General features: G+C 66.9%; 30 protein-coding genes and 1 riboswitch. Of the genes, 17 read left to right on the forward strand and 13 right to left on the reverse strand.

The genetic code is table 11. The features are described 5' to 3' along the window. Positions 1 to 157 precede the first annotated feature (157 nt). Both OYT95_RS14650 and radA read left to right on the forward strand, forming a co-directional pair. Positions 158 to 790, forward strand: a complete 633-nt coding sequence (locus OYT95_RS14650; protein WP_112302009.1) for a hypothetical protein — start codon at positions 158 to 160, stop codon at positions 788 to 790. Positions 791 to 836: 46 nt separating this feature from the next. After that, the gene (radA, locus tag OYT95_RS14655) at positions 837 to 2,219 is read left to right on the forward strand and encodes a DNA repair protein RadA (RefSeq protein WP_037206067.1); all 1,383 of its coding nucleotides are present in this window, start codon (positions 837 to 839) and stop codon (positions 2,217 to 2,219) included. A 3-nt stretch (positions 2,220 to 2,222) separates the two neighbouring features. On the opposite strand, the gene OYT95_RS14660 is transcribed toward radA, so the two are convergent. Next, positions 2,223 to 2,786 carry a PaaI family thioesterase gene (locus OYT95_RS14660; RefSeq protein ID WP_037242265.1) on the reverse strand — a complete coding sequence of 188 codons (564 nt, stop codon included), beginning with the start codon at positions 2,784 to 2,786 and terminating at the stop codon, positions 2,223 to 2,225. 85 nt (positions 2,787 to 2,871) lie between these two features. On the opposite strand from OYT95_RS14660, the gene disA reads away from it, so the two are divergent. Then, on the forward strand, positions 2,872 to 3,957 hold the full coding sequence (gene disA / locus OYT95_RS14665; RefSeq protein ID WP_005244912.1) for a DNA integrity scanning diadenylate cyclase DisA: 1,086 nt from the start codon (positions 2,872 to 2,874) through the stop codon (positions 3,955 to 3,957). Positions 3,958 to 3,972: 15 nt separating this feature from the next. Here the strand turns inward: disA and OYT95_RS14670 are convergent, their stop codons facing one another. Then, positions 3,973 to 4,692, reverse strand: a complete 720-nt coding sequence (locus OYT95_RS14670; RefSeq protein WP_112302010.1) for a FadR/GntR family transcriptional regulator — start codon at positions 4,690 to 4,692, stop codon at positions 3,973 to 3,975. A 220-nt stretch (positions 4,693 to 4,912) separates the two neighbouring features. Between OYT95_RS14670 and OYT95_RS14675 the strand changes: the two genes are divergently transcribed. Genes OYT95_RS14675 through OYT95_RS14685 form a run of 3 tightly spaced genes read left to right on the forward strand, consistent with a single transcriptional unit; the run spans position 4,913 to position 8,779 of the window. After that, positions 4,913 to 6,361, forward strand: a complete 1,449-nt coding sequence (locus OYT95_RS14675; protein WP_112302011.1) for an aspartate ammonia-lyase — start codon at positions 4,913 to 4,915, stop codon at positions 6,359 to 6,361. Beyond that, complete coding sequence (locus OYT95_RS14680; protein WP_268791814.1) at positions 6,358 to 7,803, forward strand: amino acid permease; 1,446 nt, start codon at positions 6,358 to 6,360, stop codon at positions 7,801 to 7,803. The genes OYT95_RS14675 and OYT95_RS14680 overlap by 4 nt, the downstream gene beginning before the upstream one ends. Before the next feature lie 13 nt (positions 7,804 to 7,816). Next, positions 7,817 to 8,779, forward strand: a complete 963-nt coding sequence (locus OYT95_RS14685; protein WP_268791815.1) for an asparaginase — start codon at positions 7,817 to 7,819, stop codon at positions 8,777 to 8,779. Here the strand turns inward: OYT95_RS14685 and OYT95_RS14690 are convergent. Together OYT95_RS14690 and OYT95_RS14695 are read right to left on the reverse strand one after the other, a co-directional pair. Next, on the reverse strand, positions 8,772 to 9,530 hold the full coding sequence (locus tag OYT95_RS14690) for a hypothetical protein (RefSeq protein ID WP_037242279.1): 759 nt from the start codon (positions 9,528 to 9,530) through the stop codon (positions 8,772 to 8,774). The genes OYT95_RS14685 and OYT95_RS14690 overlap by 8 nt on opposite strands. 59 nt (positions 9,531 to 9,589) lie before the next feature. Further along, positions 9,590 to 10,216 (reverse strand): carbonic anhydrase, encoded by a 627-nt coding sequence (locus tag OYT95_RS14695; RefSeq protein ID WP_005244926.1) that lies wholly within the window; start codon positions 10,214 to 10,216, stop codon positions 9,590 to 9,592. Between the two features lie 100 nt (positions 10,217 to 10,316). Between OYT95_RS14695 and OYT95_RS14700 the strand changes: the two genes are divergently transcribed. Next, positions 10,317 to 11,195, forward strand: a complete 879-nt coding sequence (locus tag OYT95_RS14700) for an A/G-specific adenine glycosylase (RefSeq protein ID WP_112302013.1) — start codon at positions 10,317 to 10,319, stop codon at positions 11,193 to 11,195. Positions 11,196 to 11,207: 12 nt separating this feature from the next. On the opposite strand, the gene OYT95_RS14705 is transcribed toward OYT95_RS14700, so the two are convergent. Further along, on the reverse strand, positions 11,208 to 11,963 hold the full coding sequence (locus OYT95_RS14705) for an alpha/beta fold hydrolase (protein ID WP_128640128.1): 756 nt from the start codon (positions 11,961 to 11,963) through the stop codon (positions 11,208 to 11,210). 32 nt (positions 11,964 to 11,995) lie between these two features. On the opposite strand from OYT95_RS14705, the gene OYT95_RS14710 reads away from it, so the two are divergent. From OYT95_RS14710 to OYT95_RS14720, 3 genes are all read left to right on the forward strand, one after another. After that, entirely contained in the window at positions 11,996 to 12,310 is a 315-nt protein-coding gene (locus tag OYT95_RS14710) for an antibiotic biosynthesis monooxygenase family protein (RefSeq protein WP_037242287.1), read from the forward strand. Positions 12,311 to 12,361: 51 nt separating this feature from the next. Next, positions 12,362 to 12,493: riboswitch (cobalamin riboswitch) on the forward strand. Positions 12,494 to 12,516: 23 nt separating this feature from the next. After that, on the forward strand, positions 12,517 to 12,711 hold the full coding sequence (locus OYT95_RS14715; protein WP_005244930.1) for a CbtB domain-containing protein: 195 nt from the start codon (positions 12,517 to 12,519) through the stop codon (positions 12,709 to 12,711). Then, complete coding sequence (locus OYT95_RS14720) at positions 12,702 to 13,496, forward strand: CbtA family protein (RefSeq protein ID WP_037242289.1); 795 nt, start codon at positions 12,702 to 12,704, stop codon at positions 13,494 to 13,496. Before OYT95_RS14715 ends, OYT95_RS14720 begins: the two co-directional genes overlap by 10 nt. Positions 13,497 to 13,507: 11 nt before the next feature. Here the strand turns inward: OYT95_RS14720 and OYT95_RS14725 are convergent, their stop codons facing one another. After that, positions 13,508 to 14,449 carry a DUF5996 family protein gene (locus OYT95_RS14725; RefSeq protein ID WP_268791816.1) on the reverse strand — a complete coding sequence of 314 codons (942 nt, stop codon included), beginning with the start codon at positions 14,447 to 14,449 and terminating at the stop codon, positions 13,508 to 13,510. Positions 14,450 to 14,591: 142 nt separating this feature from the next. Here OYT95_RS14725 and OYT95_RS14730 point away from each other — a divergent pair, with 142 nt between their 5' ends. Further along, complete coding sequence (locus OYT95_RS14730; RefSeq protein WP_268791817.1) at positions 14,592 to 15,047, forward strand: hypothetical protein; 456 nt, start codon at positions 14,592 to 14,594, stop codon at positions 15,045 to 15,047. Here the strand turns inward: OYT95_RS14730 and OYT95_RS14735 are convergent. Then, complete coding sequence (locus OYT95_RS14735; protein ID WP_268791818.1) at positions 15,044 to 15,709, reverse strand: DsbA family oxidoreductase; 666 nt, start codon at positions 15,707 to 15,709, stop codon at positions 15,044 to 15,046. The genes OYT95_RS14730 and OYT95_RS14735 overlap by 4 nt on opposite strands. A 237-nt stretch (positions 15,710 to 15,946) precedes the next feature. Between OYT95_RS14735 and OYT95_RS14740 the strand changes: the two genes are divergently transcribed. From OYT95_RS14740 to OYT95_RS14755, 5 genes are read left to right on the forward strand one after another with little or no spacing between them, the layout of a single operon-like run. After that, positions 15,947 to 16,141 carry a CbtB domain-containing protein gene (locus OYT95_RS14740; RefSeq protein WP_005244942.1) on the forward strand — a complete coding sequence of 65 codons (195 nt, stop codon included), beginning with the start codon at positions 15,947 to 15,949 and terminating at the stop codon, positions 16,139 to 16,141. A gap of 23 nt (positions 16,142 to 16,164) precedes the next feature. Further along, complete coding sequence (locus OYT95_RS44435; RefSeq protein WP_037242299.1) at positions 16,165 to 16,608, forward strand: SH3-like domain-containing protein; 444 nt, start codon at positions 16,165 to 16,167, stop codon at positions 16,606 to 16,608. After that, entirely contained in the window at positions 16,605 to 16,904 is a 300-nt protein-coding gene (locus OYT95_RS44440; RefSeq protein WP_025431751.1) for an SH3-like domain-containing protein, read from the forward strand. Before OYT95_RS44435 ends, OYT95_RS44440 begins: the two co-directional genes overlap by 4 nt. Continuing rightward, positions 16,901 to 17,590: a thiocyanate hydrolase subunit gamma gene (scnC, locus tag OYT95_RS14750; protein ID WP_037242302.1), complete on the forward strand. Its 690-nt coding sequence runs from the start codon at positions 16,901 to 16,903 to the stop codon at positions 17,588 to 17,590. Before OYT95_RS44440 ends, scnC begins: the two co-directional genes overlap by 4 nt. Then, the gene (locus OYT95_RS14755; protein WP_268791819.1) at positions 17,587 to 17,922 is read left to right on the forward strand and encodes an SH3-like domain-containing protein; all 336 of its coding nucleotides are present in this window, start codon (positions 17,587 to 17,589) and stop codon (positions 17,920 to 17,922) included. The genes scnC and OYT95_RS14755 overlap by 4 nt, the downstream gene beginning before the upstream one ends. Before the next feature lie 10 nt (positions 17,923 to 17,932). Here OYT95_RS14755 and OYT95_RS14760 read toward each other — a convergent pair whose 3' ends face one another. Then, positions 17,933 to 18,370 carry an OsmC family protein gene (locus OYT95_RS14760; protein ID WP_005244949.1) on the reverse strand — a complete coding sequence of 146 codons (438 nt, stop codon included), beginning with the start codon at positions 18,368 to 18,370 and terminating at the stop codon, positions 17,933 to 17,935. A 39-nt stretch (positions 18,371 to 18,409) separates the two neighbouring features. Next, positions 18,410 to 19,360 (reverse strand): helix-turn-helix transcriptional regulator, encoded by a 951-nt coding sequence (locus tag OYT95_RS14765; protein WP_037242307.1) that lies wholly within the window; start codon positions 19,358 to 19,360, stop codon positions 18,410 to 18,412. Positions 19,361 to 19,421: 61 nt separating this feature from the next. On the opposite strand from OYT95_RS14765, the gene OYT95_RS14770 reads away from it, so the two are divergent. After that, positions 19,422 to 20,003, forward strand: coding sequence for a TIGR03086 family metal-binding protein (locus tag OYT95_RS14770; RefSeq protein WP_268791820.1), 582 nt, complete (start codon positions 19,422 to 19,424; stop codon positions 20,001 to 20,003). A 69-nt stretch (positions 20,004 to 20,072) separates the two neighbouring features. Here the strand turns inward: OYT95_RS14770 and OYT95_RS14775 are convergent, their stop codons facing one another. The 4 genes from OYT95_RS14775 to lysS form a co-directional block, all read right to left on the reverse strand. Further along, positions 20,073 to 22,610 carry an ATP-dependent Clp protease ATP-binding subunit gene (locus OYT95_RS14775; protein WP_037242312.1) on the reverse strand — a complete coding sequence of 846 codons (2,538 nt, stop codon included), beginning with the start codon at positions 22,608 to 22,610 and terminating at the stop codon, positions 20,073 to 20,075. Between the two features lie 615 nt (positions 22,611 to 23,225). Further along, positions 23,226 to 24,161, reverse strand: a complete 936-nt coding sequence (locus OYT95_RS14780; RefSeq protein ID WP_268791821.1) for an esterase/lipase family protein — start codon at positions 24,159 to 24,161, stop codon at positions 23,226 to 23,228. Between the two features lie 100 nt (positions 24,162 to 24,261). After that, a complete protein-coding gene (locus OYT95_RS14785; protein WP_005244957.1) occupies positions 24,262 to 24,612 on the reverse strand; it encodes a histone-like nucleoid-structuring protein Lsr2 in 351 nt (116 codons plus the stop codon). Positions 24,613 to 24,750: 138 nt separating this feature from the next. Beyond that, entirely contained in the window at positions 24,751 to 26,262 is a 1,512-nt protein-coding gene (lysS, locus tag OYT95_RS14790; RefSeq protein ID WP_037242317.1) for a lysine--tRNA ligase, read from the reverse strand. Positions 26,263 to 26,274: the final 12 nt, after the last annotated feature.

Consider the following 26,274-nt stretch of genomic DNA (forward strand, 5'->3'; position numbering starts at 1 on the left):
GGCCCCCGAGACGTGCATTCCGGACACCCCGATCGGGCGGTTCTCCAGCGCCGAAACCGCACGCAGACAACCATTGTGAGTACCCAGCGAGCAGGCCACGCGGGCGAACTACTACTCTGCCTAGTTGAAGTGCGAACCTGACACCGGAGGACAACTCGTGACTGCTCTCGACAAGTCGACTCGCCGAGTCGCTACCGCCGTCGCTCTCGCTGCCGGCGCAGCACTCGTGCTGTCCGCCTGCAGCGCGGGCCAGATCACTCAGACGTCGAGTCAGGTCGCCGCGGTCAACGGCAACAGCGCGGACGCCGAGTCGATCGCCTTGCGCAACGTGCACGTGGTCTACCCCAACTCCGCCGAGTACAGCCTCGAGCCGGGCGGCAACGCCGTCCTCGCGTTCACCGCGATCAACAACAACGAAGACACCCCGGACAAGTTGACCCGGATCAGCACCGACTTCGCGCAGTCCGTCGCCCTCGGCGAGAAGGCCGGCGGGCTGGAGATCGCGCCGCAGACCGCGCTCGTCGCCGGCCAGCCCGGTCAGGAAGCCGCTGAGGGCGCCGAGGCCGCCGGCCAGAAGGACGAGAGCGCCGACGCACCGGCCGATGTCGTCCTCGTCACCCTGGACGGCCTGAAGGAAGGCGTCCGCCCGGGCCTCACCTTCCCCGTCACGTTCGCTTTCGAGAAGGCCGGCGACGTCACCGTGTCCGTTCCCGTCGACGCGGGCCACGAGACCGAGCGCCACGTCTCCGACACGTCCCCCGGATCCGAAGCCGAGGGCGGCGGACACTAGCAGCCGGACCGGGTCCGCTGTCGGACCCGATACCTAGGCTGGCCCGGTGGCCAAACTCAAAACCAGCTTCCGCTGCTCGTCGTGCCAGTGCACGGTCCCCAAATGGGTCGGCCGGTGCCCCGAGTGCGGTAGCTGGGGATCGATGGACGAGGCCCCGATCGTCGCGTCCGTCGCCAGCCGGCCCGGCGCCTCGCTCGCGAAAGCCGGGGCCGGAGCGGTACTTCCGTCCACCCCGGCCACTCCGATCACGCGGATCGACAGCACGTCCACCCGCGCCAAGCCCACGGGCATCGACGAACTCGACCGTGTTCTCGGCGGCGGCGTGGTACCCGGTTCCGTCGTTCTCCTGGCAGGCGAACCCGGTGTCGGCAAGTCGACGCTGCTCCTCGAGGTGGTCCACCAGTGGGCCCGCCGCGGCCCGGACGACCGTTCCCTCTACGTCACCGGTGAGGAATCCGCCGGACAGGTGCGGCTGCGGGCCGACCGCACCGGCGCCGTCCACGAGCGGGTCTATCTCGCCGCCGAATCCGACCTCGCGACCATCCTCGGTCACGTGGAGCAGGTGCGTCCCACCCTGCTGATCGTCGACTCCGTCCAGACCATGCTGGCCGCGGACGTCGACGGCGTGGTCGGCGGAGTCACCCAGGTCAAGGCCGTCACCAGCGCCCTCACCTCCCTCGCGAAGGCCAGCGGCGTGCCGGTGCTCCTCATCGGCCACGTCACCAAGGACGGTGCGGTCGCCGGACCGCGGTCGCTCGAGCACCTCGTCGACGTGGTGCTGCACTTCGAGGGCGACAAACACTCCACGCTGCGGATGGTGCGCGGCGTCAAGAACCGTTTCGGCGCCGCCGACGAGGTCGGTTGCTTCGAACTGCGGGAAGACGGCATCGCCGGCATCAGCGACCCGTCCGGACTGTTCCTCCACCACCGCGCCGAGGCCGTTCCCGGAACCGCCGTCACCGTCATGATGGACGGCAAACGGCCCCTCCTCGGTGAGGTGCAGGCCCTCGTGGCGGCCACGTCCATGCCCGCACCCCGGCGCGCCGTGAGCGGGCTCGACAGCGCCCGCGTGGCCATGGTCCTGGCCGTGCTCGACCGCCGGTGCGGGGTGCCGATCGCGAAGAACGACGTCTACGCGGCCACCGTCGGCGGAATGCGGATGACCGAGCCGTCCGCCGATCTCGCGCTGGCCCTCGCCGTCGCGTCCGCGGTGAAGGACAAGCCCGTTCCGGACGGACTGGTGATCCTCGGCGAAGTGGGACTGGCCGGCGAGGTCCGCCGGGTACCCGGCGTCGGGCGCAGGCTCGCGGAGGCATACCGCCTCGGATTCACCCGCGCCATCGTTCCCCTCGACTCCGGGGCGGCCCCGAAGGGCATGAAGGTCACCGAGGTCGGGAACCTGGGGGCGGCCATCGCGTCACTGCGGTGACGCTCAGATCGACGACGTGCCGAACGGGCGCTCCGGCACACCGTCCACGAAGTCCTTGGTCTTCTCGAAGTGCTCGGCGGTGACGGTGAGGAACAGTCCCCGCGACGTCGCCACCACCACGTCGGGATCGGCCGTCGGCCCCTCGACGATGCGCGCCTCGGCGCTCGCATACACCTTGCGGCGGATCGATCCGTCGATGCGTGCATGGAATTCGAGGACGGAACCCAGCGGGATGGGCCTGGCGAAATCGATCTCCAGATGACCCGTGACCACCGGACCGTCGACGATCGATCGGCACACCATGCCCAGCGCCTCGTCGAACGCGGTCGAGAGGATGCCGCCGTGGATCACTCCCGGACCGCCCTGGTAGCGGGGGGCCACCTCGAGCCGTCCCCACACGTCGAGCCCCTCCCCGGCAGTGAAGCTCATCGACATCCCGGCAGGCGACTGGTCGCCGCACCCGAAGCACCGTGACCAGTGCTGCGGCACGGGCTGACCTGCGGCGGGAAAGCTGCCGACCGGTTCGGGCAGGGTCAGGTCGTCGGGCAAAGTCCAGGTACTACTCATGGATAGGTAATCTAAACGCGGGTCCGGACGTGTTTCCGCGGCGGTCCCCGACAAGTGACGTCTACCTCAGCGGGAGTATTGCGCGATGAACGATGCCGAGTCGTCGTCTGCGCTGCGGGAAACGATTGCCCGGCTGGCTCCCGGAACGGCACTTCGCGACGGCCTGGAGCGCATTCTGCGCGGTCGCACGGGCGCACTGATCGTCCTCGGCTACGACGAGCAGATGGAAGAGATCTGCGACGGCGGCTTCGAGCTCGACGTGGAGTTCGCCCCGACCCGCCTGCGTGAGCTGTCGAAGATGGACGGCGCCGTGGTCCTGTCCACCGACGGGTCCCGCATCGTGCGCGCCAACGTCCAGTTGGTCCCCGACCACAAGATCCCGACCGTCGAGTCCGGCACGCGTCACCGCGCCGCCGAGCGGACGGCCATGCAGACCGGGTACCCCGTGGTGTCGGTCAGCCAGTCGATGAGCATCGTCAGCGTGTACGTCGGCGGCATCCGGCACGTCATCGACGGTTCCGCCACGATCCTGTCCCGCGCCAATCAGGCGGTGGCCACCCTCGAGCGGTACAAGGCGCGGCTCGACGAGGTGACCCGCCAGCTGTCGGTGGTCGAGATCGAGGATTTCGTCACGCTCCGCGACGCCCTGACCGTGGTGCAGCGCCTGGAGATGGTGCGGCGCGTGTCCGTCGAGATCGAGCAGGACGTGCTCGAGCTCGGCACGGACGGACGACAGCTCGCACTGCAACTGGAGGAACTCGTCGGCGACAACGACGTGGCGAGGGAACTCATCGTGCGCGACTACCTGGCGGGCACCGGCCCGGCGCCCGCCGACGACGTCGAGAAGTCGCTCTCCGCGCTCGACAGGATCACGGACGCAGATCTTCTCGACCTCACGACGTTGGCCCGGGCGTTCGGCTACCCGGGCACCATCGAAGCGCTCGAGGCGCCGATGAGTCCTCGCGGCTACCGCGTCCTCACCCGCGTTCCCCGCCTGCAGTTCAACCAGATTCACCGGCTCGTCGGCTCGTTCGGGACGCTGCAGTCACTGCTGGCCGCGACGGCCGCCGACCTGCAGTCGGTGGAGGGGATCGGCGGGCTTTGGGCCCGGCACATTCGCGAGGGCCTGTCCCGGCTCGCCGAGACGTCGATCTCGGGCCCGTACGACTAGGGCCTGTTCTCGTCCCTACTGTCGGGGCTCCGGGCCGGGTTCTCCCACCACGGATTCCAGTGCGACCCGGACCGCGTCCAGGTGTTCGGCCATCGCGCGGGCGGCCTTGTCGTAACTTCCGGACGCGATGCCTTCCACGATCCGGTCGTGCTCGTCGTTCGACTTCTGCTGACGCCCCGCAACGAGATTCAGCGTTTCGGACTGCCGGGTGAGTGCCTCGCGGATATCGACGATCACCGATTCGAACACACGGTTCCGGCTCGTCCGGGCGATGAACGCGTGGAACTGCGCGTCCAGCGACACCCACACGAGGGGATCGTCCTCGTCCCGCATCTGGTCCACCAGTCCGCGCAGGGCGGCCAGGTCCTCGCCGGTGTGCCGCTGCGCCGCCCATCCGGCGGCGGGAATCTCCACGTGCGGGCGCGCCTCGACGAGTTCGTTGGCCGCGTAGTTCCCGAAGTCGAGGTCGCGGGCTATCGAATCGCTGACGACGAACGTCCCGAGGCCCGACTTCGTCTCCGTGAGTCCGAGCGCATGACAGGACCGCAGGGCCTCCCGGATCACCGACCGGCTGACCCCGTGCCGCGCAGCGAGGGACGCTTCGGACGGGAGTCGTTCACCGACCGATAGCTCACCGGACGTGATCGCGTCACGAAGATCCGCCAGGACCGCCTCCGCGGCGCTGACCCGCGCCGTGGCAGGACGCCTGGCTGCCCAGCTGTCCGACAGGTTCATGAGGACATTCTTCTCATGCCCCGGCCGCAACGTCAATACGAGACGCCGCCGGGGTTGACGCCCGCGAGTGAGCGCGGTAACAATTGCACCTGTCTGACAGCCTGGCAGGTGGATAGCCGGGTGGCTCGACCGAGAAATCTACCCTCATCGAGCAGCAGACTCCATCCACCGCATCCGTGCAGAGCAACGGCTCGCGCGAATCCCCGTGAGGAATGATCAAGTGCTCGAAACGCGAACAGAACACGATCTGCTCGGCGACCGCCAAGTGCCTGCGGATTCCTACTGGGGAATCCACACGCTGCGGGCCGTCGAGAACTTCCCCATCACCGGCCGGCCGATCTCCACGAACCCCTACCTGATTCGCGGGCTCGCCTACGTCAAATGGGCCGCGGCGAGCGCCAACGAGAAACTCGGGATCCTCGACCACCGCCGAGCCGACGCAATCCGGCAGGCGTGCCGGGAGATCGTCGACGGCCGCTGGCACGAGCAGTTCGTCGTCGACGTCATCCAGGGCGGCGCCGGAACGTCGACCAACATGAACGCCAACGAGGTGATCGCCAACCGGGCACTCGAGATCCTCGGCCACGCGCGCGGGGAGTACGCGGAACTCCATCCCAACGAGCACGTGAACCTCAGCCAGTCGACCAACGACGTCTACCCCACCGCGGTCAACATCGCGACGATCTTCGCGATCGACGACCTGCTGGACGCGATGCGCGTCCTGCAGGAGGCCTTCTCGACCAAGGCCGTCGAGTTCGCCGACACCGTGAAGATGGGGCGCACCCAACTCCAGGACGCGGTACCGATGACTCTCGGCCAGGAGTTCGCCACGTACGCGGTGATGATCGACGAGGACCGCACCCGTCTCGACGAGGCCGCTCTCCTCGTCCACGAGATCAACCTCGGCGCCACCGCGATCGGCACAGGCCTGAACGCACCCGTCGGCTACGCCGAGGCAGCCTGCGACACGCTGCGGGAACTCACCGGACTTCCCCTCGTCCTGGCCACGGACCTGGTCGAGGCGACCCAGGACGTCGGACAGTTCGTCCACCTCTCGGGCGTGCTCAAGCGGATCGCGGTCAAGTTGTCGAAGGTGTGCAACGACCTCCGCCTGCTGTCGTCGGGGCCGCGCGCGGGCCTGAACGAGATCAATCTTCCACCGGTACAAGCCGGTTCGTCGATCATGCCCGGCAAGGTCAATCCGGTGATCCCGGAAGTCCTCAACCAGGTGGCCTACGAGGTCATCGGCAACGACGTCACCATCACGATGGCCGCCGAATCCGGCCAGCTCCAGCTCAACGCATTCGAACCGATCATCGTGCACTCCCTCTCGGAGGGGATGCGCCACCTCGGCGCCGCCTGCCGGATCCTGGCCGACCGCTGCGTACTCGGCATCACGGCCAACACCGATCTGCTGCGTGCCCGGGTCGAGGACTCCATCGGACTCGTCACCGCGCTCAACCCGTACATCGGCTACACCGCCTCGACCCGGATCGCGCAGGAAGCGCTGGTCTCCGGCCGCAGGGTCGCCGACCTCGTGATCGAGGCGGGTCTGCTCGACCGTGAAGAACTCGACCGCCTCCTCAGCCCCGAGCATCTCGCCAACCTGAGAGCGTCCGGTTCGCCACGGCCGACACCCGTCGCCGCTGCCGCGGAGGTCGTCTCGTGACGATCGAGAAGGACGAGACCTCCGGCGCAGACATCTTCGTCGAGGAAGACCTCGGCTACCGGAAAGCGCTCGGCCCGAGACAGATCCAGATGATCGCGATCGGCGGAGCGATCGGCACCGGCCTGTTCATGGGTGCGGGCGGACGCCTCCAGCAGGCCGGTCCCGCACTCGTCCTCGTCTACGCCCTCTGCGGGTTCTTCGCCTTCCTGATCCTGCGGGCACTGGGTGAACTCGTGATGCACCGACCCACCTCCGGGTCGTTCGTGTCGTACTCGCGCGAATTCTTCGGCGAGAAGATGGCGTTCGCCGCGGGCTGGCTGTACTGGATGAACTGGGCGATGACGGCCGTCGTCGACGTCACCGCCGTCGCGCTGTACATGAACTTCTTCAAGAAGTACTGGGCACCGCTCGGGAACGTCGACCAATGGGTCTTCGCCCTGGCCGCGGTCGTTCTGGTCCTCGGGCTGAATCTCGTCTCCGTCAAGGTGTTCGGTGAACTAGAGTTCTGGTTCGCCCTCATCAAGGTCGTCGCCCTCGCCGCGTTCCTCGGCTTCGGAATCTACTTCGTGCTGTTCGGAACACCGATCGAAGGACATTCGTCGGGCTTCAGCATGATCACCGACAACGGCGGACTCTTCCCCAACGGAATCCTGCCCGCCGTCGTGGTGATCCAGGGCGTCGTCTTCGCCTACGCCTCGATCGAACTCGTGGGAACCACTGCGGGCGAGACGAAGAACCCACAGAAGGTCATCCCCAAGGCGATCAACACGGTCATCATCCGGATCCTCGTCTTCTACGTCGGGTCCGTCCTGCTGCTGTCGCTGCTGCTCCCCTACACCGAGTACCACGCCGGCGAGAGCCCGTTCGTCACGTTCTTCGGCTCCATCAACGTGCAGGGCGCCGACGCGATCATGAACCTCGTGGTGCTCACGGCCGCGCTGTCCTCACTCAACGCGGGCCTGTATTCCACCGGCCGAATACTGCACTCCATGGCCATGGCCGGATCGGCGCCGTCGTTCGCCGCCCGGATGAACAAGGCCGGAGTGCCGTACGGCGGCATCGCCCTCACCGGTGTCGTCATCCTGCTCGGCGTCGGACTCAACGCCGTCGTTCCCGCGCAGGCGTTCGAGATCGTCCTCAACCTCGCCGCGCTCGGGATCATCAGCGCCTGGGCCGTGATCGTGCTGTGCCAGCTGAAACTGTGGAAATTCGCCAAGGAGGGGAAGCTCGCCCGGCCCGGTTTCCGGATGTTCGGCGCCCCCTACACCGGGCTCCTGACCCTGGTCTTCCTCGGGTGCGTCGTCATACTGATGGCGTTCGATCACCCCGTCGGAACCTGGACCGTCGGGTCCATCGCGATCATCGCCCCACTGTTGGTCATCGGCTGGTTCGGCGCGCGGAACCGCATCCGCACCCTGGCCTCGGACCGCCCGACCGTTTAGCGAAAGGACAACTGTGCCGAAAGTCGCCGTCGTCACCACCGGAGGGACGATCGCCAGCAGGCGGGACGGGCAGGGTGTCAGCAGACCGGTGGTCGCAGGCCCGGACCTGCTGGGCAGTGCGTGGACCGGGACGGAACTCCGTGTCGTCGACGTGATGTCGAAGGACAGTTCGAGCATGACGTTCGCCGATATGGACCGGGTCCGCGACGCCGTCACCGCGGAACTGCGCGACCCCGAACTCGACGCGGTGGTCGTGCTCCACGGAACCGACACCATGGAGGAGACCGCATTCCTGGTCGACCTCCACCACGCCGACCCCCGGCCGGTGGTGTTCACGGGTGCGCAACGCACCTTCGACCACCCGTACTCCGATGCCCAGGCCAATCTGGCCGACGCGGTCGCCGCGGGATCGGACCCCGCTCTGCGCGGAGCGGGTGTCCTCATCGCGTTCGGAGGCGCCCTGCACCGGGCGTCGGGAACGCGGAAGGTCGACACGATGTCACTCGACGCGTTCCGATCCGTCCACCCCGCCGGTGACCACTCGCGGCGAAGTCTCGAACCGCTGCCGTGGCATCCCATCTCCGGAACCCGTGTCGACATCGTCGCCGCCTACCCGGGGGCCGACCGCGTCCAGATCGACGCGTGCCGGGCTGCCGGCGCCCAGGGGCTGGTGCTCGACGGCCTCGGATCCGGGAACGCGAACCCGGCGATCGTCGAGGCGGTCCGGGACTGCGCGTCCGCCGGGATCCCGGTCGTGGTCACCACCCGGGTGCCGCAGGGCCCGACCTCCGCCACGTACGGCGGTGGGGGCGGCGGGCACGACCTCGTCTCGGCGGGCGCACTGTTCTCCACCGACCTCAGAGCAGGTCAGGCCCGCATCCTTCTCGCGGCGCTGCTCGCCGACCCCGAGCACACCGACCTCGACAAGGAATTCGATCGACGCTCGCGCATCGATCCCGCACCGAGGATCAGCTGAGGTTGAACGGCTCCGGCGCGCTGCGGAGCTGACCCAGCTGACCGACCACCGTGTACGCGCCGGGCCCCACCGGATCACGCTGGGGTTCCGGTTGCGTCAGGCAGTCGGGGGCGGAGGTCTTGGCCGACCATTTCACGGTGAACTGAGCCTGCTCGCCGGGCGCGAGGGTGCGCACGTCGGCCGCGGACTGCGGGAAGCAGTCGATGTTGGACCACAGCCGCACGGCACCGTCGATCGTGTAGACGAGCACCTGCTGGAGGCTGCTGCCCAGATCGCGTTCGCACGGTGTGGTGCCGATGTTGGTGACGACCGTCGTGAAGCTCGGCTCCTCACCCGCCAGGTACGTCGGCTTGTCGGCGGCCACCTTGATGGCCAGCGACTGGTCCGGGCACTGTCCCGCGGCGACCGGCTGGCCGCTGGGAGCCGCGCTGCTCGAGGCACCGCTGCTCGACGCGCCGGACGAGCCGGACGTGCCCGAGGAGGCCTCGCCGCCGGCGGCAGCGGCGCCACCGCCGCCGCCACCGCCCGAACTGCCGCTGGACGTGGACGAACCCGAGGCTGTCGGGGAAATCGACACAGGAGTGGTCAACGAGGAACTCGCTGCCGCCGGATCCGTCTCGGAGTCACCGCCACCACGAAGCGAGTTGATCAACCACACGACGAGCAGCAACACGACGATGGCGCCGCCGATCGCCAGCGCCCTGCGGCGCCAGTAAATCTCGGGGGGCAACGGTCCATTCGGTTCCAGCACGACGTCAACGGTAGTTCGGCGTCGCGCGGCAACGGCTCAGCGGGTGCGGCGTGTCGCGGTCAGTCCGTGAGCTCACCGATGTCGCCGACAGCGCCCTGCAGGTGGGTGCGGCCGTCGGACAGCTTGTACGTGACACCCGCGATGGCGCACGCGCCGCTCTCCACCTTCTCCGCGATGATGCGCGACCGCTGCATGAGCAGGGCCCCGGTCTCCACCACGTGGCGGCCCTCGAGTTCGTCGACGGTACTGAGGCCCTCGCGGCGTCCCATGAGGATCGACGGCGCGACCCGTTCCACGATGCTGCGGATGAATCCGGGCGGCACGTTGCCGTCGTCGAGCGCGTCGAGCGTCGCCTTGACGGCACCGCAGCTGTCGTGTCCGAGCACGACGATGAGCGGAACGTTCAGCACGCCGACGGCGTACTCGATGGACCCGAGCACGGCGTCGTCGATCACGTGACCGGCGGTGCGGACGACGAACATGTCGCCCAGACCCTGGTCGAAGATGATTTCGGCGGCGACGCGGGAGTCTCCGCATCCGAACAGGACGGCCGTGGGGTGCTGGCCGCCGACGAGCTTCGCGCGATCGGCGATGCCCTGGCTGGGATGGAGCGAGGTACCGCTCACGAATCTGTCGTTACCCTGACGCAGGGCTTTCCACGCGGACACGGGGTTGGAATTAGGCATGGGATCATTGTGCACCGGGCATGTCGCACCGTCGCGACGGGAATGTGACGACCGCAGAAAATCTGTTTCCCCCGTGAACGAAGGGACTTGTGAGGACGAAGTGGCCGTTGACTCCTCCGCGCTGATCAACTGGTACGACGTACAGGCCCGGGATCTGCCGTGGCGCCGCGACGGCGTCACCGCCTGGCACATCCTGATGAGCGAGATCATGCTGCAGCAGACGCCCGTCGTCCGGGTGGCCCCGATCTGGGAGGAATGGGTGCAGCGCTGGCCCGTCCCGTCCCGCATGGCCGCGTCGAGTCAGGCCGACGTACTGCGCGCGTGGGGCAAGCTGGGCTACCCGCGCCGCGCGCTGAGGCTCCACGAGTGCGCCGGAGTACTGGCCGCCGAGCACGGCGACGTGGTTCCGAGCGACGTCGACACTCTCCTCGGCCTGCCCGGTATCGGTGCCTACACCGCGCGGGCCGTCGCCTGCTTCGCCTACGGACAGCGGGTCCCCGTCGTCGACACGAACGTCCGGCGGGTGGTCGCCAGGGCCGTGCACGGAAGCGCCGAGCCGGGAAATCCGTCGACCACGCGTGACCTCGCCGACGTGTCCGCGCTGCTGCCCAGAACCCGCGCGCGGGCCGCCACGTTCTCCGCGGCCCTGATGGAACTCGGGGCCACCGTGTGCACCGCCCGCTCGCCCGAATGCGCTCGCTGCCCGCTGCCGAGCTGCGCCTGGGTGGATGCCGGACGTCCCGCGCACACCGGCGAGCGCCGGAAGGTCCAGAAGTTCGCAGGCACCGACCGTCAGGTGCGCGGCAAGCTCATGGCCGTACTCCGTGAGAGCTCCGCCCCCGTCGAACGCGTCCGGCTCGACCAGGTGTGGCCGGGCGATCCGGGCCAACGCGACCGCGCCCTCCATTCCCTGCTGATCGACGGACTCGTCGAGCAGACCGAGAACGGGCTCTTCGCCCTCGCGGGCGAGGGAAGCTAGCCCCCGGGCGGGTCAGCCGAGCCCGTCGAGGAATGCCTCGACCACTTTCCGGTACTGCTCCGGCTGGTCGTCGTGGACGAGGTGACCGGCCTGCTCGATGCGGACGTACTCGGCGCCGGGATGCCGCTCCGCCATGGTCCGCATCTGACCGTCGGGGGTGATCGTGAACTCCCCCTCGATCAGCAGGGCCGGCACCGTGATCGACGCCCACTGGTCCCAGAAGTGCCTGCCGCCCCACTCCTCGGAGATGTCGCGGAACGTGTCGACGTCGCCGTGCAGGTACCAGCCGTCGGCGCGCTTCTCGAACGAATCCAGGAAGTACTGTCCGGCAACCGGACCGAAGAACTCGAAGAGGTCTTCCCGCGTCGTGAACGGCTGCGGCCAGTTCGAGATCATCGCCGCCCAGTCCGCGGCGGTCCGGCCACGGAAGTCGGGGGCCATGTCTTCGAGGACGAGCGCCGACACCTTCTCGGGGTGTTCGGCGGCCAGGCACCACGCGTGCAGGGCGCCCATCGAGTGACCGATCACCACCCACGGTTCGGCGAAGGGTGCGAGTGCTGCGACGAGGTCTTCCACGAACGCTTCCGTCGTCAGCTGCGCGGGTGCGGGCCTGCCGTGACCTGCGGCGTCGAACGTGAAGACGTGGCCGTGCTCGCGCAGCCACGACACGTGCCGCCCCCACGTCCGGGCGCTGCCCATCAGCCCGTGCAACAGCAGAATCGGCTGTCCCGCCCCACCCTCGTCGTGCAACGCACTCTCACCCGCCACCCCTCCGACGCTAGCGGAGTAATCTCGCCCGCATGGCAGTGGTGAAGATCAACGCAATCGAAATCCCCGAGGGCGCGGGCCCCGAACTCGAGAAGCGCTTCGCAGCGCGCGCGCACGCCGTGGAGAACTCCCCCGGCTTCCTCGGATTCCAGCTTCTGCGCCCCGTCAAGGGCGAGAACCGCTACTTCGTCGTCACCCAGTGGGAGAGCGAAGAGGCATTCGCGGCGTGGCGCGACGGTCCGGCCCGGGAAGCACACGCGGGTGAGCAGAAGAAGCCGGTTGCGTCCGGAGCTTCGCTGCTCGAGTTCGAGGTCGTTCTCGACGTCGCGGCAGCGAACAAGAGCTGAGAGACGGGGCCGAGCGGGAAGATTGACACGACGGCCCGCCGGGTGCAAAAGTTCGCAGGACAAAGCGATGGTTCGGCAGGAATCCGGTGCAATCCCGGAGCGGTCGCGCCACTGTAAATCGGAGTAGTCCTTCACGGGAGCCACCCGACAGCCAGATACTGCGGCCATCGCCTGGACCTAGGGGACGCGAAATCCCAGGAGGAACTATGGCACTCGCCTACGCACCCGGCTCGTCGGTCGATACGACCCGTCTCGCCGTCATCTCTTTCGCGATCGTTCTGTTCGCGATGCTCGCTCTCTATCTCGTGGGATTCGACCAGGGCGCGATTTCGCGCAGTGGCATGTACATGCATGAATTGATGCACGACGGCCGCCACCTCCTGGGTCTGCCATGCCACTGACCGATTCCTTCGCAAAACTCCTCATCCGCGGCCTGCTGGCCGGTCTGATCGCAGGCATCCTGGCCGGTGGCGTCGCCTTCGTCCTCGGTGAGTCGCACATCGATGCGGCCATCGCCATCGAAGAGTCGAACAGCGCCGCCGAAGCCGACGTCCACTCGCACGACGCCACGCAGGCAGAGGAGCCGGCCGGGCACTCGCACGACGAGGAAGAGGCACTGGTCAGCCGTGACGGACAGCGTTTCGGACTGTTCCTCGCCACGTCCCTCGCGGGCCTGGCACTGGGAGCAATCTTCGCCGTCGTCGCGAATTACGCGCGTCGGGTGACGACGCTGTCGGGACCGTTGCTCGGGCTGACACTGGCCACATTGGGCTGGTTGGCAATCGAGGCGGTGCCGTTCTTCAAGTACCCCGCCAACCCGCCCGCTGTCGGAGACCCCGAAACGATCACCCAGCGAACCTGGCTGTGGCTCGCCGCAGTCGTGCTGGGCTTGCTCGCGGTGGTGGCCTCCGTCTTCGCGGCGAAGGCCGTCGCAGCTCAGGAGTTCCTGTCGGTGCGGATCGCGGCACCGGTTCTCGCCTTCCTCGTGGTGGTGACCGTCGGCTACCTCGTACTGCCCACCGTCAACGAAGTGGGCGACGACTTCCCCGCAGTGCTGCTGTGGCAGTTCCGCCTGTCGTCCCTCGCGACTCAGGCCACGTTGTGGCTGGTTCTCGGACTGGCGTTCGCGTTCCTCACGGAGCGCGCCACCCGGGCTACGACGCCCGCGCCGGCGAACGCCGCCTGACCCACAGGGCGTCAGCGGGATTTGTCCCATCGGGCCGGGTCCGCCTCCAGGGCGGCCCGGTCCCAGCCACCCCGCTCGGCGGCCGCGTCGTATGTGCTGTGCAGGAACTTCAGCAGTGCGGCATCGGGATCGTCCGCGGTGCGGACGGTTTCGTACGGCAGCAGGAACTGCCCGTTCTCCTTGCTGTAGAAAGCTCCGTCGGGCCCGACCGGGTAGTCGGCGAAGCCATCGGGTTCCGGGTAGGCGTACGCGTAGAACGCACCTTCGACGCCACCACCGGGCCAGAAACCGCAGCTGCTCAGCTCGTGCGAGTAGCCCTCGACCATCACCCAGTCTCCGCAGTTCGGTGCTCCCCCAGGGTGAGTCGGTGCGGTTCGCCCGGAGAACCGCGTACAGGCCAGGTCGAGCGCACCCCAGAAGAAGTGCACGGGACTGACCTTCCCGATGAAATGGGAACGGAACTCGTGCAGGACGCGGTCCGCCTGCACGAGCTGCCGCCAGAACTGGTGCACCGCCTGACCGTCGTACGAACAGTGCTGGGTGTCCTCCGCGAACGGGACGGCGGGGTCCACCTCGTTGGGCCGGGCCAGAATGGTCGTCACCACACCCAATTCGGCCAGCGTGTCCATCGTCTCCGCATAGAAATCGGCCACCGACTTCGGTTCGAGGGCAACCGTCCCGGTGCCGCCCGTGCTCGTGCGGATCACCAGTTGATGCTCGGCGAAGTCGAATTCGATGTCGAAACAGTCGGTACCGTACGGGATCGTCGACGTCGTGAGACCGCGGGGGCTCACGTACAGCGGGACCTGCCACCAGTGGTTGATCAACGGTGCGTGGGCCAAGCGGATCTTCCCGACGATCTGCGTCCACATGTGCACGGTGTCCCGCGTCGCCGTCCAGTCGCCCACCTTCAACGCCGGCCATGCATCTCCGGATCGTGTCTGCTCGCGCACAGTGCCTCCCTGCCGACGACGTGCATTTCAATGTGCCCCTCGTGCGGGGTGATGGCAAGCGCGTCGCACCGATACCCGGGTAGGGGTGGACTCCACTCTCAGGGGTGATGTGCCGCGACGTCACCGATACCAGCATGGGGACATGACCACTCGCACTGCACCCTCGATCCCGCAGACGGTCGAGCGCGCGCACTGGCTGCTCGGACTTGCCCTGTTCGCCGGCATGGTCGAGGCCATCGCGCACACGTCGACGGCGCTGGAGGGCCCGGGCGCCGACGTCGGCAGCCTCGCCGGACAACTCATCGTCCGCGTCGTCGTCTACGGCGCGGTGCTGTTCGTCATGACCCGATTCCGCAGTGGCGGGGCGTGGGCGCGGAACACCCTCGCGATCGGTCTCGGCGTGTTCGGCGTCGCATCACTCGTGATGGAACCCATCGCGTGGGTATCGGCAGGCAACGACCCGATGTCTGCCGTCTCCGGTCTGACGCTCGACGTCGCGGTGATCGCGACCGCCCGGCTCACCCACCTCGTGGCGGTGATCGCGGCGGTGGCACTCATGTTCCGGCCCGACGCCAACCGGTACTTCACGCGCCGCTAGTTCACCGCCGCCGTGCTCGCCTGCGTCAGAAGCTGCAGGAACACGTCCTTCGGCTGGGCGCCGGACACGGCGACGCGGCGGTTGGCGACGAAGAACGGCACCGCCGACACCTGCAGTCGACGGGCGGTGTCGAGGTCGGCGCGGACCGCGTCCGCGCCGGCATCGGACTCGAGTTCGGCGCGCACGGTGTCGGCGTCGAGCCCGGCCCGCGCCGCGATGTCGACGAGCACCTCTCGGTCGTCGATCACGGCGTCGTCGCCGAAGTGGGCGCGGAACAGCGCTTCCACCACGGCATCTCGTTTGTCGCCCGCCAGTTGGATCAACCGGTGGGCGTCGAACGTGTTGGCGGCGATCACGGTGTCGAAGTCGAGACGCAGCCCCTCGTCGGCCGCCGTGCGCGCAACGTGACCGAACATCTGACGGACCTGCTCGGCAGGCATGCCCTTGCTCTCCACCAGGGCGTCGAGCTCGCTGCGCCGTTCCCCGACCGGCGTCTCCGGCGACAGCTGATACGACCGCCACACCACGTTCACCCGGTCGCGCCCCTCGAACTCCGCGAGGGCGGCCAGGAAACGGTGCTTGCCGATGTAGCACCAGGGGCAGGCGACGTCGGACCAGATCTCGATCTCGATGTCGCCGTCGGTGTTCTGCTGTGTCGTCACAGTTCGGTAAAACGAATCGCCGGCGCATTCTGTTCCGCCGGGTTCGTCACGATGTTTGTCTTGGTTCGCCGTGCTGCATTTCCGCACGCCGGATTCGACCGAACGGTACGGTGAGGGGATCGACACGGCGGGAGTAACGTCGTATCGATCGTGCCGCTGAGTGAGGGGCGCTCGTTGCGATGCCCGGACAATCGGCGACTCGATGATCGTGGAACCCGAACTGCTCCAGGAGTAGCCATGGTTTACGTCTCGTCACCGAGCAAGTCCGTCGAGTCACTCGGAATCGTGTTGATCGCCGTCGGAGTCGTCCTGCTCGCTCTGCTCACCCTCTACCTGGTCGGATTCGACCAGGGTGCGATCTCCCGAAGTGGCATGTACCTGCACGAATTGATGCACGACGGCCGCCATCTCCTGGGAGTTCCCTGTCACTAGTTCCACCACGACCGGAGCACGCGATGAACTCTCCAGCAGATTTCGAAGCACAGGCGAACAGGGTCGCGGAGTACGGCCCGGTCCATCACGCAGAGATGGATTCGCCGTATTACCTGTCCAATTCCGCGTTCGACGCGTTGCGACACGTTCTCCACGACGTCGGCGGCCAGACCGCCCTTCCCGTCAAGTACGAGGAGAAGGTCGAAGAGGACTGGGAGATGAGCACATACGTCACGTGCGAATGCCTCGGGTGGCGCGGTGTGTGGAACTCCGAAGAGCGCCGTCGCGCCGAGAACGACCTGGGCGCAACGCTCTATTTCGGTTTGCCGTACTACGCGCGGTGGATCACGGTGGCCGCCAAGACGCTCATCAACAAGGGCCTGATCACGCCCGACGAACTCTCCGCCAAGATCGACGAGGTCCGGGCCAGGTCTGCCGGCGGGAAAGCGACCGGAGGCCAGTCATGACGAAGTTCGAGATCGGCGACCGGGTCACCGTCAAGGACGCGACGTCGATGTTCCACACCCGCACCCAGGCATTCATCCGCGGGCGCACCGGCGTCGTCGTCGAACACCGCCCGGAGTGGGTGATCCCCGAGGACGAGGCGTGGGGACGCGTGGACGACGGCCGGACCGAGCCGTTCTACGTCGTCCGCTTCCGGCAGACCGACCTCTGGCCCCGCTACACCGGATTCGAGATCGACACGTTGGAAACCGAGTGCTCCGAGCGCTGGCTCGAGCCGGCAGGAGAGGCGGACACATGACGCATTCGCACGGCGATCACGCCCCGATCCAGGCCTCCGAAGAGGTCAGCGAGTTCGAGATCCTGGAGACCGCCATTCGGGAACTGTCCATCGAACACGGACTGTTCTCCCGCGAGGATCACCGCCGTTTCTCCGAATGGGCCGAGTCGGTGGGGCCTTCGGGTGGTTCGAAGTTGGTCGCGAAAGCGTGGGTCGACCCGGAGTTCAAGAAGCGACTGCTGGCGGACGGCACCGAAACCTGCAAGGAAGTGGGGATCGACTGGCGCGACCCGACCGGGTCGGGCACGCCCAGCGACTACACGTACTTCTACGTGCTGGAGAACACCCCGAACGTCCACAACGTCATCGTCTGCACGTTGTGTTCGTGCTATCCGCGGCCCGTTCTCGGTATGTCTCCGGACTGGTACCGCACCCCCAACTATCGCCGCCGGTTGGTGCGCTGGCCACGCGAGGTGATCGCGGAGTTCGGTCTGCACTTCCCGCCGGATGTCGAAGTGCGCGTGCATGATTCGAATCAAAAATCACGGTTCATGGTGATGCCGATGCGCCCCGAGGGCACCGAGGGGTGGAGTGAGGAACAACTTGCGTCGATCGTCACCCGCGACACCATGATCGGTGTCGCCGTCCCGCAGGTCGATTGGACCGCGACCACACCACCCTCGGACAACGGAGGAACCGCACGATGATGACGGACAAGGCATACGACGTCATCCTGAACACGTTGACACCGGAGACGACCCGCAACGACGTGACGCTATCGGACCTCGACCGCAAGCCCGACCCGTGGGAATCGAGCATGCAGGCCACCGCGGAATGCCTGTCCTGGCGTGGCGCCTGGGACAATCTCGACAGGCGCCACACCGAGGACCAGCTGGGCGAAACCATCTACCGCGACTTCCCCGTCCGCTCCCGGTCCGTCGTCGCCACCGCTCACGCGTTGATGGACAAGGGCGTCATCAGCCCGGACGAACTCCAGGCGAAGATGGAGGAAGTGCGCGCACGGTTCAACCGTCAGTAGCCGGCTGGACTCAGGACTCGAGTGCCGCGTCCAGCGTGATCTCGACTCCGGTGAGCGCCTTGCTCACCGGGCAGGACTCCTTGGCTGCCTGAGCTGCCTTGGCGAACCCGTCGGCGTCGAGACCGTCCACCTCACCGCGGACCGTCAGCTTGATTCCGGTGAGCTTGAAACCCGGGTTGTCCGGTCCGAGTGAGACATCCGCCTTCACTTCGAGGCTCTGCGGGGTCCCGCCTGCCTCCGCGATGAGTGCGGACAGCTGCATCGCATAGCAGGAGGAATGCGCCGCGGCGATCAGCTCCTCCGGGCTGGTGGTTCCACCGGCCTCTTCGGCCGCCCGCTTCGGGAACGAGACGTCGAAGGTCGCGACACCGGAACTGGTGAGTTCCACCTGGCCGCTTCCCTGTTCGAGCGATCCGTTCCAAGCGGTCCGTGCGGTACGTGTCGGCATGCCACATCCTCTCGTGGTTCTTCGGTTTACGTGTCGAACCTACTCGTACCGGGCGGACATGCGCAGCGCCCGGGAACGCAGGGCGGCCCGCAGAGCGTCCGGTGCGAGCACTTCCGCGTCCTCGCCGAACGCCCACAGAACCCCGCGTGCGTGGGAGTCGTCACCGAACACCACTTCCAGCCGCACCCGGTCGTCGTCGACCGACTGCTCGGAGCGGACGGCATAGGCACGCTCCACCAGGTCGTCGCGGCGCTCACGGCCCACGAGAACGTCGGCGACCACCGGCGTCCCGCGCGCCCGGAACGCCGAACGGCGACGCTCCCAGATCGCGGCGAGGTCGATGTCGGCAGATCGCTGCGCCGGCTCGTCGAGTTCGCGGACGTCCTCGATGCGCTCGAGCCGGTACGTCCGGTCGCGGCCGGCGTCCGTCGCCACCAGATACCACCGTCCCGCCGCATGGATGAGCCCCTGCGGGTCGATGACGCGCCACACCGCGTCGTTGCCCCGCGACGGGTACAGGATGCTCAGCCGCCGGCCCACGAACACCGCCTGCTGGATCAGCCCGAGATGATCGTCCACCGGTTCCGGGTCGGTCAGCCACGTTCCCTGGGTGACGAACACCCGCTCCGCCACCTTCGTCGCCGCCGCCCGGTGCGCGTCCGGCATCGCCGCCACCACTTTGCGCATCGCCGACGCGAATGCCGGCGCCATGCCCAGCGATTCCGACGTCATCGCCGAGCCTGCCGCCAGCAGGGCCTTGGCCTCGTCGACGGTCAGACCGGTGAGGTCGGTGGTGAATCCCGGCAGCAACTCGAAGCCGCCGTCACGACCGCGTTCGGCATACACCGGTATCCCCGCAGTCGACAATGCGTCGATGTCCCGCAGCACGGTGCGCGGCGACACCTCGAGTTCGCGGGCCAGCGCCGACGCCGACATGCGTCCACGATTACGGAGCAGAAGGACGAGTGAGAGCAGGCGGTCGGCACGCATGGGAAAAGTCTGGCAGAAATACATGACAGAAGATGTCATGTTTCGCGGCGATAGTTGCCTCATGACCAACACAACAGATCCCCGACCCCTGTACCGCGAAGCCCTCACCTGGACCACCGGCCTCATCGAGAAGGTCCGCGAAGACCAGCTGACGGCGTCCACTCCCTGCACCGACTTCGACGTCCGCACCCTGCTCGGCCACCTCGTCGCCACCGTGGAGAGGGCACGCGTCATCGGCGAGGGCGGCGACCCCGGCACCGTTCCGCTCGTCGTCACCGACATCCCCGGCGACGGCTACGCGGACGCCTACCGGTCCGCCGCGGACCGCATGTCGCCCGTCTGGACCGACGACAGCCGACTCGACGCAACAGTGACCGCGCCGTGGGGCACTGTTCCCGGCCGCGCCGCGATCTGGGGGTACATCAACGAGACCCTCGTGCACGGCTGGGACCTGGCCGTCGCCACCGGCCAACCCTCCGAGACCCGCCCGGAACTCGCCGAGGCCGTGCTCGCCGTCGCCCGGCACGCGATCCCGGCCGAGACGCGCGGCGGCCACGTGCCGTTCGCGGACGTGGTCGATCCCCACCCCACCGCCGGTCCCACCGAGCGCCTCGCCAACTGGTCGGGACGCAAGAGCATCTGACCCCGCGCACACGAACGGGCCGCCGGTGGATTACCACCGGCGGCCCGTTGTCGTTCGACTACTGCCTGACTACTCCGAGTCGGCTGCGCCGGACTTGGCCAGGTCGACCGGAACCTCGTCGGGGACGGTGACCGGCTTCGCCTCGCCGCGGAACGTGAACTTCGCGTCCTCGCCCGCGCCTTCGCCGTCCCAGTTCTCGACGTCGACGTACACGATCTGACCGGGACCGACCTCGCCGAAGAGGATCTTCTCCGACAGCTGGTCCTCGATCTCGCGCTGGATCGTGCGACGCAGCGGCCGCGCACCCAGGACCGGATCGAAGCCACGCTTGGCCAGCAGCGACTTGGCCTTGTCGCTGACCTCCATCGTCATGTCCTTGTTCTTCAAGGCCACCTCGACACGTGCCACCATCAGGTCCACCATCTGAACGATCTGCTCGGTGGTGAGCTGGTGGAACACGACGATGTCGTCGATGCGGTTGAGGAACTCGGGACGGAAGTGCTTCTTCAGCTCGTCGTGCACCTTGAGCTTCATCCGCTCGTAGTTCGACTCGTCGCCCTTGCCGGACGTGAAGCCGAGACCCACTGCCTTGGAGATGTCCGAGGTACCGAGGTTCGAGGTGAAGATGAGCACCGTGTTCTTGAAGTCCACGGTGCGGCCCTGACCGTCGGTGAGACGGCCGTCTTCGAGCACCTGCAGGAGCGTGTTGTAGATCTCCTGGTGTGCCTTCTCGATCTCGTCGAACAGCACCACACTGAACGGCTTGCGGCGCACCTTCTCGGTGAGCTGGCCGCCCTCTTCGTAGCCGACGTAGCCGGGAGGGGCACCGAACAGCCGCGACGCGGTGAAGCGGTCGTGGAACTCACCCATGTCGATCTGGATGAGAGCGTCGTCCTCACCGAACAGGAAGTTGGCGAGCGACTTGGCCAGCTCGGTCTTACCGACACCGGACGGGCCGGCGAAGATGAACGAACCGGACGGACGCTTCGGGTCCTTCAGGCCGGCACGGGTACGGCGGATGGCCTTGGCGACAGCCTTGACCGCGTCTTCCTGACCGATGATCCGCTTGTGCAGCTCCTCCTCCATGCGGAGCAGACGCGTGGTCTCCTCCTCGGTGAGCTTGAACACGGGGATGCCGGTCCAGTTACCCAAGACCTCGGCGATCTGCTCGTCGTCGACCTCGGCGATGACGTCCAGGTCACCGGAACGCCACTGCTTCTCCCGCTCCGCACGCTGAGCGACGAGAGTCTTCTCCTTGTCGCGCAGGTTCGCGGCCTTCTCGAAGTCCTGCGCGTCGATCGCGGACTCCTTCTCGCGGCGGGCGTCGGCGATCTTGTCGTCGAACTCGCGGAGGTCCGGCGGTGCGGTCATCCGGCGGATGCGCATCCGGGCTCCGGCCTCGTCGATGAGGTCGATGGCCTTGTCCGGCAGGAAGCGGTCGTTGATGTAGCGATCGGCCAGGGTGGCCGCGGCGACGAGTGCACCGTCCGTGATGGACACGCGGTGGTGCGCCTCGTAACGGTCGCGAAGACCCTTGAGGATCTCGATGGTGTGTTCCACCGTCGGCTCGCCGACCTGCACCGGCTGGAAGCGACGCTCCAGTGCGGCGTCCTTCTCGATGTACTTGCGGTACTCGTCGAGGGTGGTGGCACCGATGGTCTGCAGCTCACCGCGGGCGAGCTTCGGCTTGAGGATCGAGGCCGCGTCGATGGCGCCCTCGGCCGCGCCTGCACCCACGAGGGTGTGCAGCTCGTCGATGAACAGGATGATGTCGCCGCGGGTGTTGATCTCCTTGAGGACCTTCTTCAGGCGCTCTTCGAAGTCACCGCGGTAGCGGCTGCCTGCCACGAGCGACCCGAGGTCGAGCGTGTACAGCTGCTTGTCCTTGAGCGTCTCGGGGACCTCGCCGTTGACGATGGCCTGAGCGAGACCCTCGACGACGGCGGTCTTACCGACACCGGGCTCGCCGATCAGCACCGGGTTGTTCTTGGTACGGCGCGACAGCACCTGCATGACGCGCTCGATTTCCTTCGAGCGGCCGATGACGGGGTCGAGCTTGCCTTCGAGGGCTGCCTGGGTGAGGTTGCGACCGAACTGGTCGAGCACCAGCGACGTGGACGGGGTGCCCGCCTCGCCGCGAGTGCCGCCGGCCTCGGCCGGCTCCTTGCCCTGGTAGCCGGAGAGCAGCTGGATGACCTGCTGACGCACCCGGTTGAGGTCGGCACCGAGCTTGACCAGAACCTGCGCTGCGACGCCTTCACCCTCGCGGATGAGGCCGAGCAGGATGTGCTCCGTACCGATGTAGTTGTGTCCGAGCTGCAGTGCCTCGCGCAGGCTGAGCTCCAGGACTTTTTTGGCACGCGGGGTGAAGGGGATGTGGCCGGACGGGGCCTGCTGGCCCTGGCCGATGATCTCCTCGACCTGGCTGCGCACTCCTTCGAGGGAGATGCCCAACGACTCCAGCGACTTGGCAGCGACACCTTCGCCCTCGTGAATGAGGCCGAGCAGGATGTGCTCCGTACCGATGTAGTTGTGGTTGAGCATCCTGGCTTCTTCTTGAGCCAGGACAACAACGCGCCGTGCGCGATCGGTGAACCTCTCGAACATCGCTCTCCCTCACACTTTCCGACGTGCAGTCACGAGACCGGGTGTCTCGTCCCTGTTCGCCGCGTTTCGCTCCGGCACTACAAGCAGATCGCCAGCGCCTGCTCCGAGGGCAGAAGCCCCGAACCGACGAAGGTTCCACGACCCCAGCTATTACTCTAGTTGGCTGCCGATCGACCTGCTGCCCCTCCACCCCTTTAGGTAGAAGAGCAGGCCTGCTTACCCGTATTTAACGCCCCAGCTCCCGCAATCGTTTCCCCTTCGCTGTACGCCTGGAGCGAACAGGTCCCGCGATGCCGATGTGGACCACCATTTCGTAGCCGCCGGGATGGTCGAATGGGCACTTCTTTCCAGTTGTTCGCCATCCAGACGTTCCTGGACGGGACCCGGCGGGCACGTCGTGACCGTGGTGTCGCAGAAATGCGACGACCGCTTTGCCCGCGAAGTTCGAGGCCCGCTCCCCGAAGGAAGCGAGACCTGCGTGTCCGGACAGGGTATGTCGATGAGCTGTGAGTTCGCCACCCATACGTTTCCGCCGGCCTCGCGGCGATACCCAGCGGGTTGCGCAGGCCTTCCCCGGTAACCGGCGCCACCCGGCGCGAGAGGAGTTGGTGAGAGCTACCCCGCGACGGGGGCGACGAAACTGCAGGGCACGTCGCGCGGGTGTGCCGGATCCAGGGCGTTCAGCACGAATCCGGCGGCCCGTGCCGAACCGGCGACGGCGACGTGGTCGGAGTAGTCCTGCTCGCAACCGTCCTGGACGACGATGTTGGTGGTGTCCGGGCCCGGCTCGATGCCGCTCGTGTACGGGACGACCAGTTCGTCGTAGCGGGTCGCGATGTTGGTGTACTCGATGCCGGGGACGTAGACCCCGTCTGCCCGCATGCGGTCGATGAACGCGGACCCCTGGAGCATCTCGGGACAGGCCCGGCAGACGGGGAAACCCGCCGCCACCTCGTCGTCGATGCCGAGCGACCGCATGTACCGCCCGACGCTGATCTGGTCGTTGCCGTACGTGCCGTGCCACGGCGGTGCCAGTGACACGACCTTTGCGACCTTGTCTGCACCACCGAAGAACTTCACGTAGTTGTTCGCCTGCAGGGTGCCCTGGGAATGTCCGACCAGGTCGACTTTCGAGGCGCCCGTGCTCGACAGCACCTGATCGACGAATGCGGCGATCTGAGCGGTGCCGGTGTCGATGGGAGTCATCCCGCCGATCGCATCGAGCGGCCACGGCAGGTCGGGGAAGTTGCCGTAGGTGAGGGAATACACGCAGTAGCCCTCGTTGGCGAGGAGCGGTGCGTACACCGCCCAGTTGGTCTGGCGTGCGCCTCCCGTGCCGTGGACGAGGACCACCGGTTCGGGATGCGTGTCACTCGGCCGGCAGGACCAGTCGTTCGAACCCGGGGCCGAACCGCCCGGATTTCCCAATTCGAGAAGTACGCCGGCGAGGAACGAATCCGGCACCGGATAGGTCGGCGCTGCGGACGCCACCCCGGCCCACATCACGAACGCCAGGAACAGAATCCCTGAAACGGCCACGCAGCGGCGCACGGCTACCCCCCAGACTTCCCGATTAACGGATCAGTGCGGGACGGTAACAGTCCAGGTCACCTCGCGGAGCGAATCAGCGAATTCTGTTCCCAGCTAACTTTCAGTTCGCCTTGTTGTAGGCGTCGATAATTTCCGCGGAGATACGCCCGCGCGCAGAAACCTTTTTGTTGTTCTTGCGCGCCCATTCACGGATAGCGGCGCTCTGTTCCCGATCGACCGAAACTCGGGACTTGGTGGCGGCCGGGGCCGCCACGGCCTTGCCGCGCTTGCGCGAGCTCACCTTGCGCGCGTGGGAAACCCACACGTCGAGCTGCTCGCGCAATTTCGCCGCATTCTCCGAGGAAAGGTCGATCTCGTACTGAACACCGTCGAGTCCGAACTCGACCGTCTCGTCGGCAGACGCCTCTTGATCGACATCGTCGATCAGGGTGACAGTGACCTTCTTAGCCATGGGATGAAATTCCTCTCGAATGAAGCGACGTCTCATCGTCAACGTGAGCTACGACCCGGAGGTAACCATACCCCTGTTCTTCCGATTCGGAATACGAGGAATGGATCGAATTCATCCGCGTGAATTCACCCTGGTGAATCAGCGAGAAGAAGGCCGAACAATGGGAAAGAGGATTGTTTCGCGGATTCCCAAACCCGTCAAAGCCATGAGCAGACGGTCGATTCCCATTCCGGTACCGGTGGTCGGCGGCATTCCCTGCTCCATTGCGGCGAGGAATTCTTCGTCGAGGGCCATCGCCTCGTCGTCCCCGGCCGACGCGAGACGCGCCTGATCGACGAACCGCTCACGCTGGATGACCGGATCGACCAATTCCGAATAGCCCGTGGCCAACTCGAACCCGCGGATGTAGAGGTCCCACTTCTCGGTCACCCCGGCCTTGCTGCGGTGGTCACGAGTCAGCGGCGACGTCTCGACCGGGAAATCACGGACGAACGTCGGCTCGAACAACTGGTCGCCGCACTGGTGCTCCCACAGTTCCTCGACGAGCTTTCCGTGCCCGTAACCCTTGTCCTTGGGGACCTCCAGGCCCACCTTCTCGGCGAGCGCCAGCAATTCCTCGACGGTGGTATCCGGAGTGACCTCGACACCGATCGCCTGCGACAGCGACGGATACATCTCGAGGGTCTTCCATTCACCACTGAGGTCGTATTCGGTGCCGTCGGCGAGAGTGACGACCTGCGAACCGAAAGCGGCCTGTGCCACTTCCTGGACGAGTTCGCGGATCATGACGGCCGAATCGTCGTACGTGCCGTACGCCTCGTACGTCTCGAGCATCGCGAATTCCGGCGAGTGCGTCGAGTCGACACCCTCGTTGCGGAAATTCCGGTTGATCTCGAAGACCTTCTCGATACCGCCGACGACGCACCGCTTCAGGAACAGTTCGGGCGCGATACGGAGATAGAGATCGATATCGAGGGCATTGGAATGCGTGATGAAGGGACGGGCCGCCGCGCCGCCCGCCACCGTCTGCAGCATCGGCGTCTCGACCTCGAGGAACCCGCGACGCTCGAGCGCGTTCCGGAGCTCACGGACGACAGCCACCCGCTTACGCGCATTCTCCCGCGCCTCGGAGCGCACGATCAGGTCGGCGTAGCGCTGCCGGACCCGGGACTCCTCGTTCATCTCCTTGTGCGCAACCGGCAGCGGCCGGAGCGACTTGGACGCGATCTGCCACGAATCGGCCATCACGCTCAGCTCACCGCGACGGGAGCTGATCACCTCACCGTGCACGAAGACGAAGTCACCGAGGTCGACATCGGCCTTCCACGACGCGAGAGCGTCCTCGCCGACGGCGGCGAGACTGATCATCGCCTGCAGCTGGGTGCCGTCGCCTTCCTGCAGCGTCGCGAAGCACAACTTGCCCGTGTTACGCACGAAGATCACCCGGCCGGCGACACCGACCTGGTCGCCGGTCGCCGTGTCGGGCTCGAGTTCCGGGTACTTGGCCCGGATCTCCGCCAGCGAGTGGGTGCGCGCCACCGACACCGGGTACGCCTCGCGTCCCTCCGCGAGGATGCGCTCACGCTTCTCCTGGCGGATCCGAAGCTGCTCGGGGGTGTCGTCGACTGGCTGGGCTGCTACTTCACTCACGGGTCACCAGCC

The organism is Rhodococcus sp. JS3073 (genome assembly GCF_026810085.1).
GTDB classification, from domain to species: Bacteria; Actinomycetota; Actinomycetes; order Mycobacteriales; family Mycobacteriaceae; genus Rhodococcus_F; species Rhodococcus_F wratislaviensis.

Bases quoted from the DNA above. Each gene is read 5' to 3' on its own strand.
- scnC (WP_037242302.1), top strand. From the start codon at position 16,901: ATGACGCATTCGCACGGCGATCACGCCCCGATCCAGGCCTCCGAAGAG.
- OYT95_RS14740 (WP_005244942.1), top strand. From the start codon at position 15,947: ATGGTTTACGTCTCGTCACCGAGCAAGTCCGTCGAGTCACTCGGAATC.
- OYT95_RS14730 (WP_268791817.1), top strand. From the start codon at position 14,592: ATGACCACTCGCACTGCACCCTCGATCCCGCAGACGGTCGAGCGCGCG.
- OYT95_RS14785 (WP_005244957.1), bottom strand. From the start codon at position 24,612: ATGGCTAAGAAGGTCACTGTCACCCTGATCGACGATGTCGATCAAGAG.
- OYT95_RS14695 (WP_005244926.1), bottom strand. From the start codon at position 10,216: ATGCCTAATTCCAACCCCGTGTCCGCGTGGAAAGCCCTGCGTCAGGGT.
- OYT95_RS14720 (WP_037242289.1), top strand. From the start codon at position 12,702: ATGCCACTGACCGATTCCTTCGCAAAACTCCTCATCCGCGGCCTGCTG.
- OYT95_RS14775 (WP_037242312.1), bottom strand. From the start codon at position 22,610: ATGTTCGAGAGGTTCACCGATCGCGCACGGCGCGTTGTTGTCCTGGCT.
- OYT95_RS14660 (WP_037242265.1), bottom strand. From the start codon at position 2,786: ATGAGTAGTACCTGGACTTTGCCCGACGACCTGACCCTGCCCGAACCG.
- OYT95_RS14755 (WP_268791819.1), top strand. From the start codon at position 17,587: ATGATGACGGACAAGGCATACGACGTCATCCTGAACACGTTGACACCG.
- disA (WP_005244912.1), top strand. From the start codon at position 2,872: ATGAACGATGCCGAGTCGTCGTCTGCGCTGCGGGAAACGATTGCCCGG.
- OYT95_RS44435 (WP_037242299.1), top strand. From the start codon at position 16,165: ATGAACTCTCCAGCAGATTTCGAAGCACAGGCGAACAGGGTCGCGGAG.
- OYT95_RS14670 (WP_112302010.1), bottom strand. From the start codon at position 4,692: ATGAACCTGTCGGACAGCTGGGCAGCCAGGCGTCCTGCCACGGCGCGG.
- OYT95_RS14770 (WP_268791820.1), top strand. From the start codon at position 19,422: ATGACCAACACAACAGATCCCCGACCCCTGTACCGCGAAGCCCTCACC.
- OYT95_RS44440 (WP_025431751.1), top strand. From the start codon at position 16,605: ATGACGAAGTTCGAGATCGGCGACCGGGTCACCGTCAAGGACGCGACG.
- OYT95_RS14765 (WP_037242307.1), bottom strand. From the start codon at position 19,360: ATGCGTGCCGACCGCCTGCTCTCACTCGTCCTTCTGCTCCGTAATCGT.
- OYT95_RS14715 (WP_005244930.1), top strand. From the start codon at position 12,517: ATGGCACTCGCCTACGCACCCGGCTCGTCGGTCGATACGACCCGTCTC.
- OYT95_RS14760 (WP_005244949.1), bottom strand. From the start codon at position 18,370: ATGCCGACACGTACCGCACGGACCGCTTGGAACGGATCGCTCGAACAG.
- OYT95_RS14710 (WP_037242287.1), top strand. From the start codon at position 11,996: ATGGCAGTGGTGAAGATCAACGCAATCGAAATCCCCGAGGGCGCGGGC.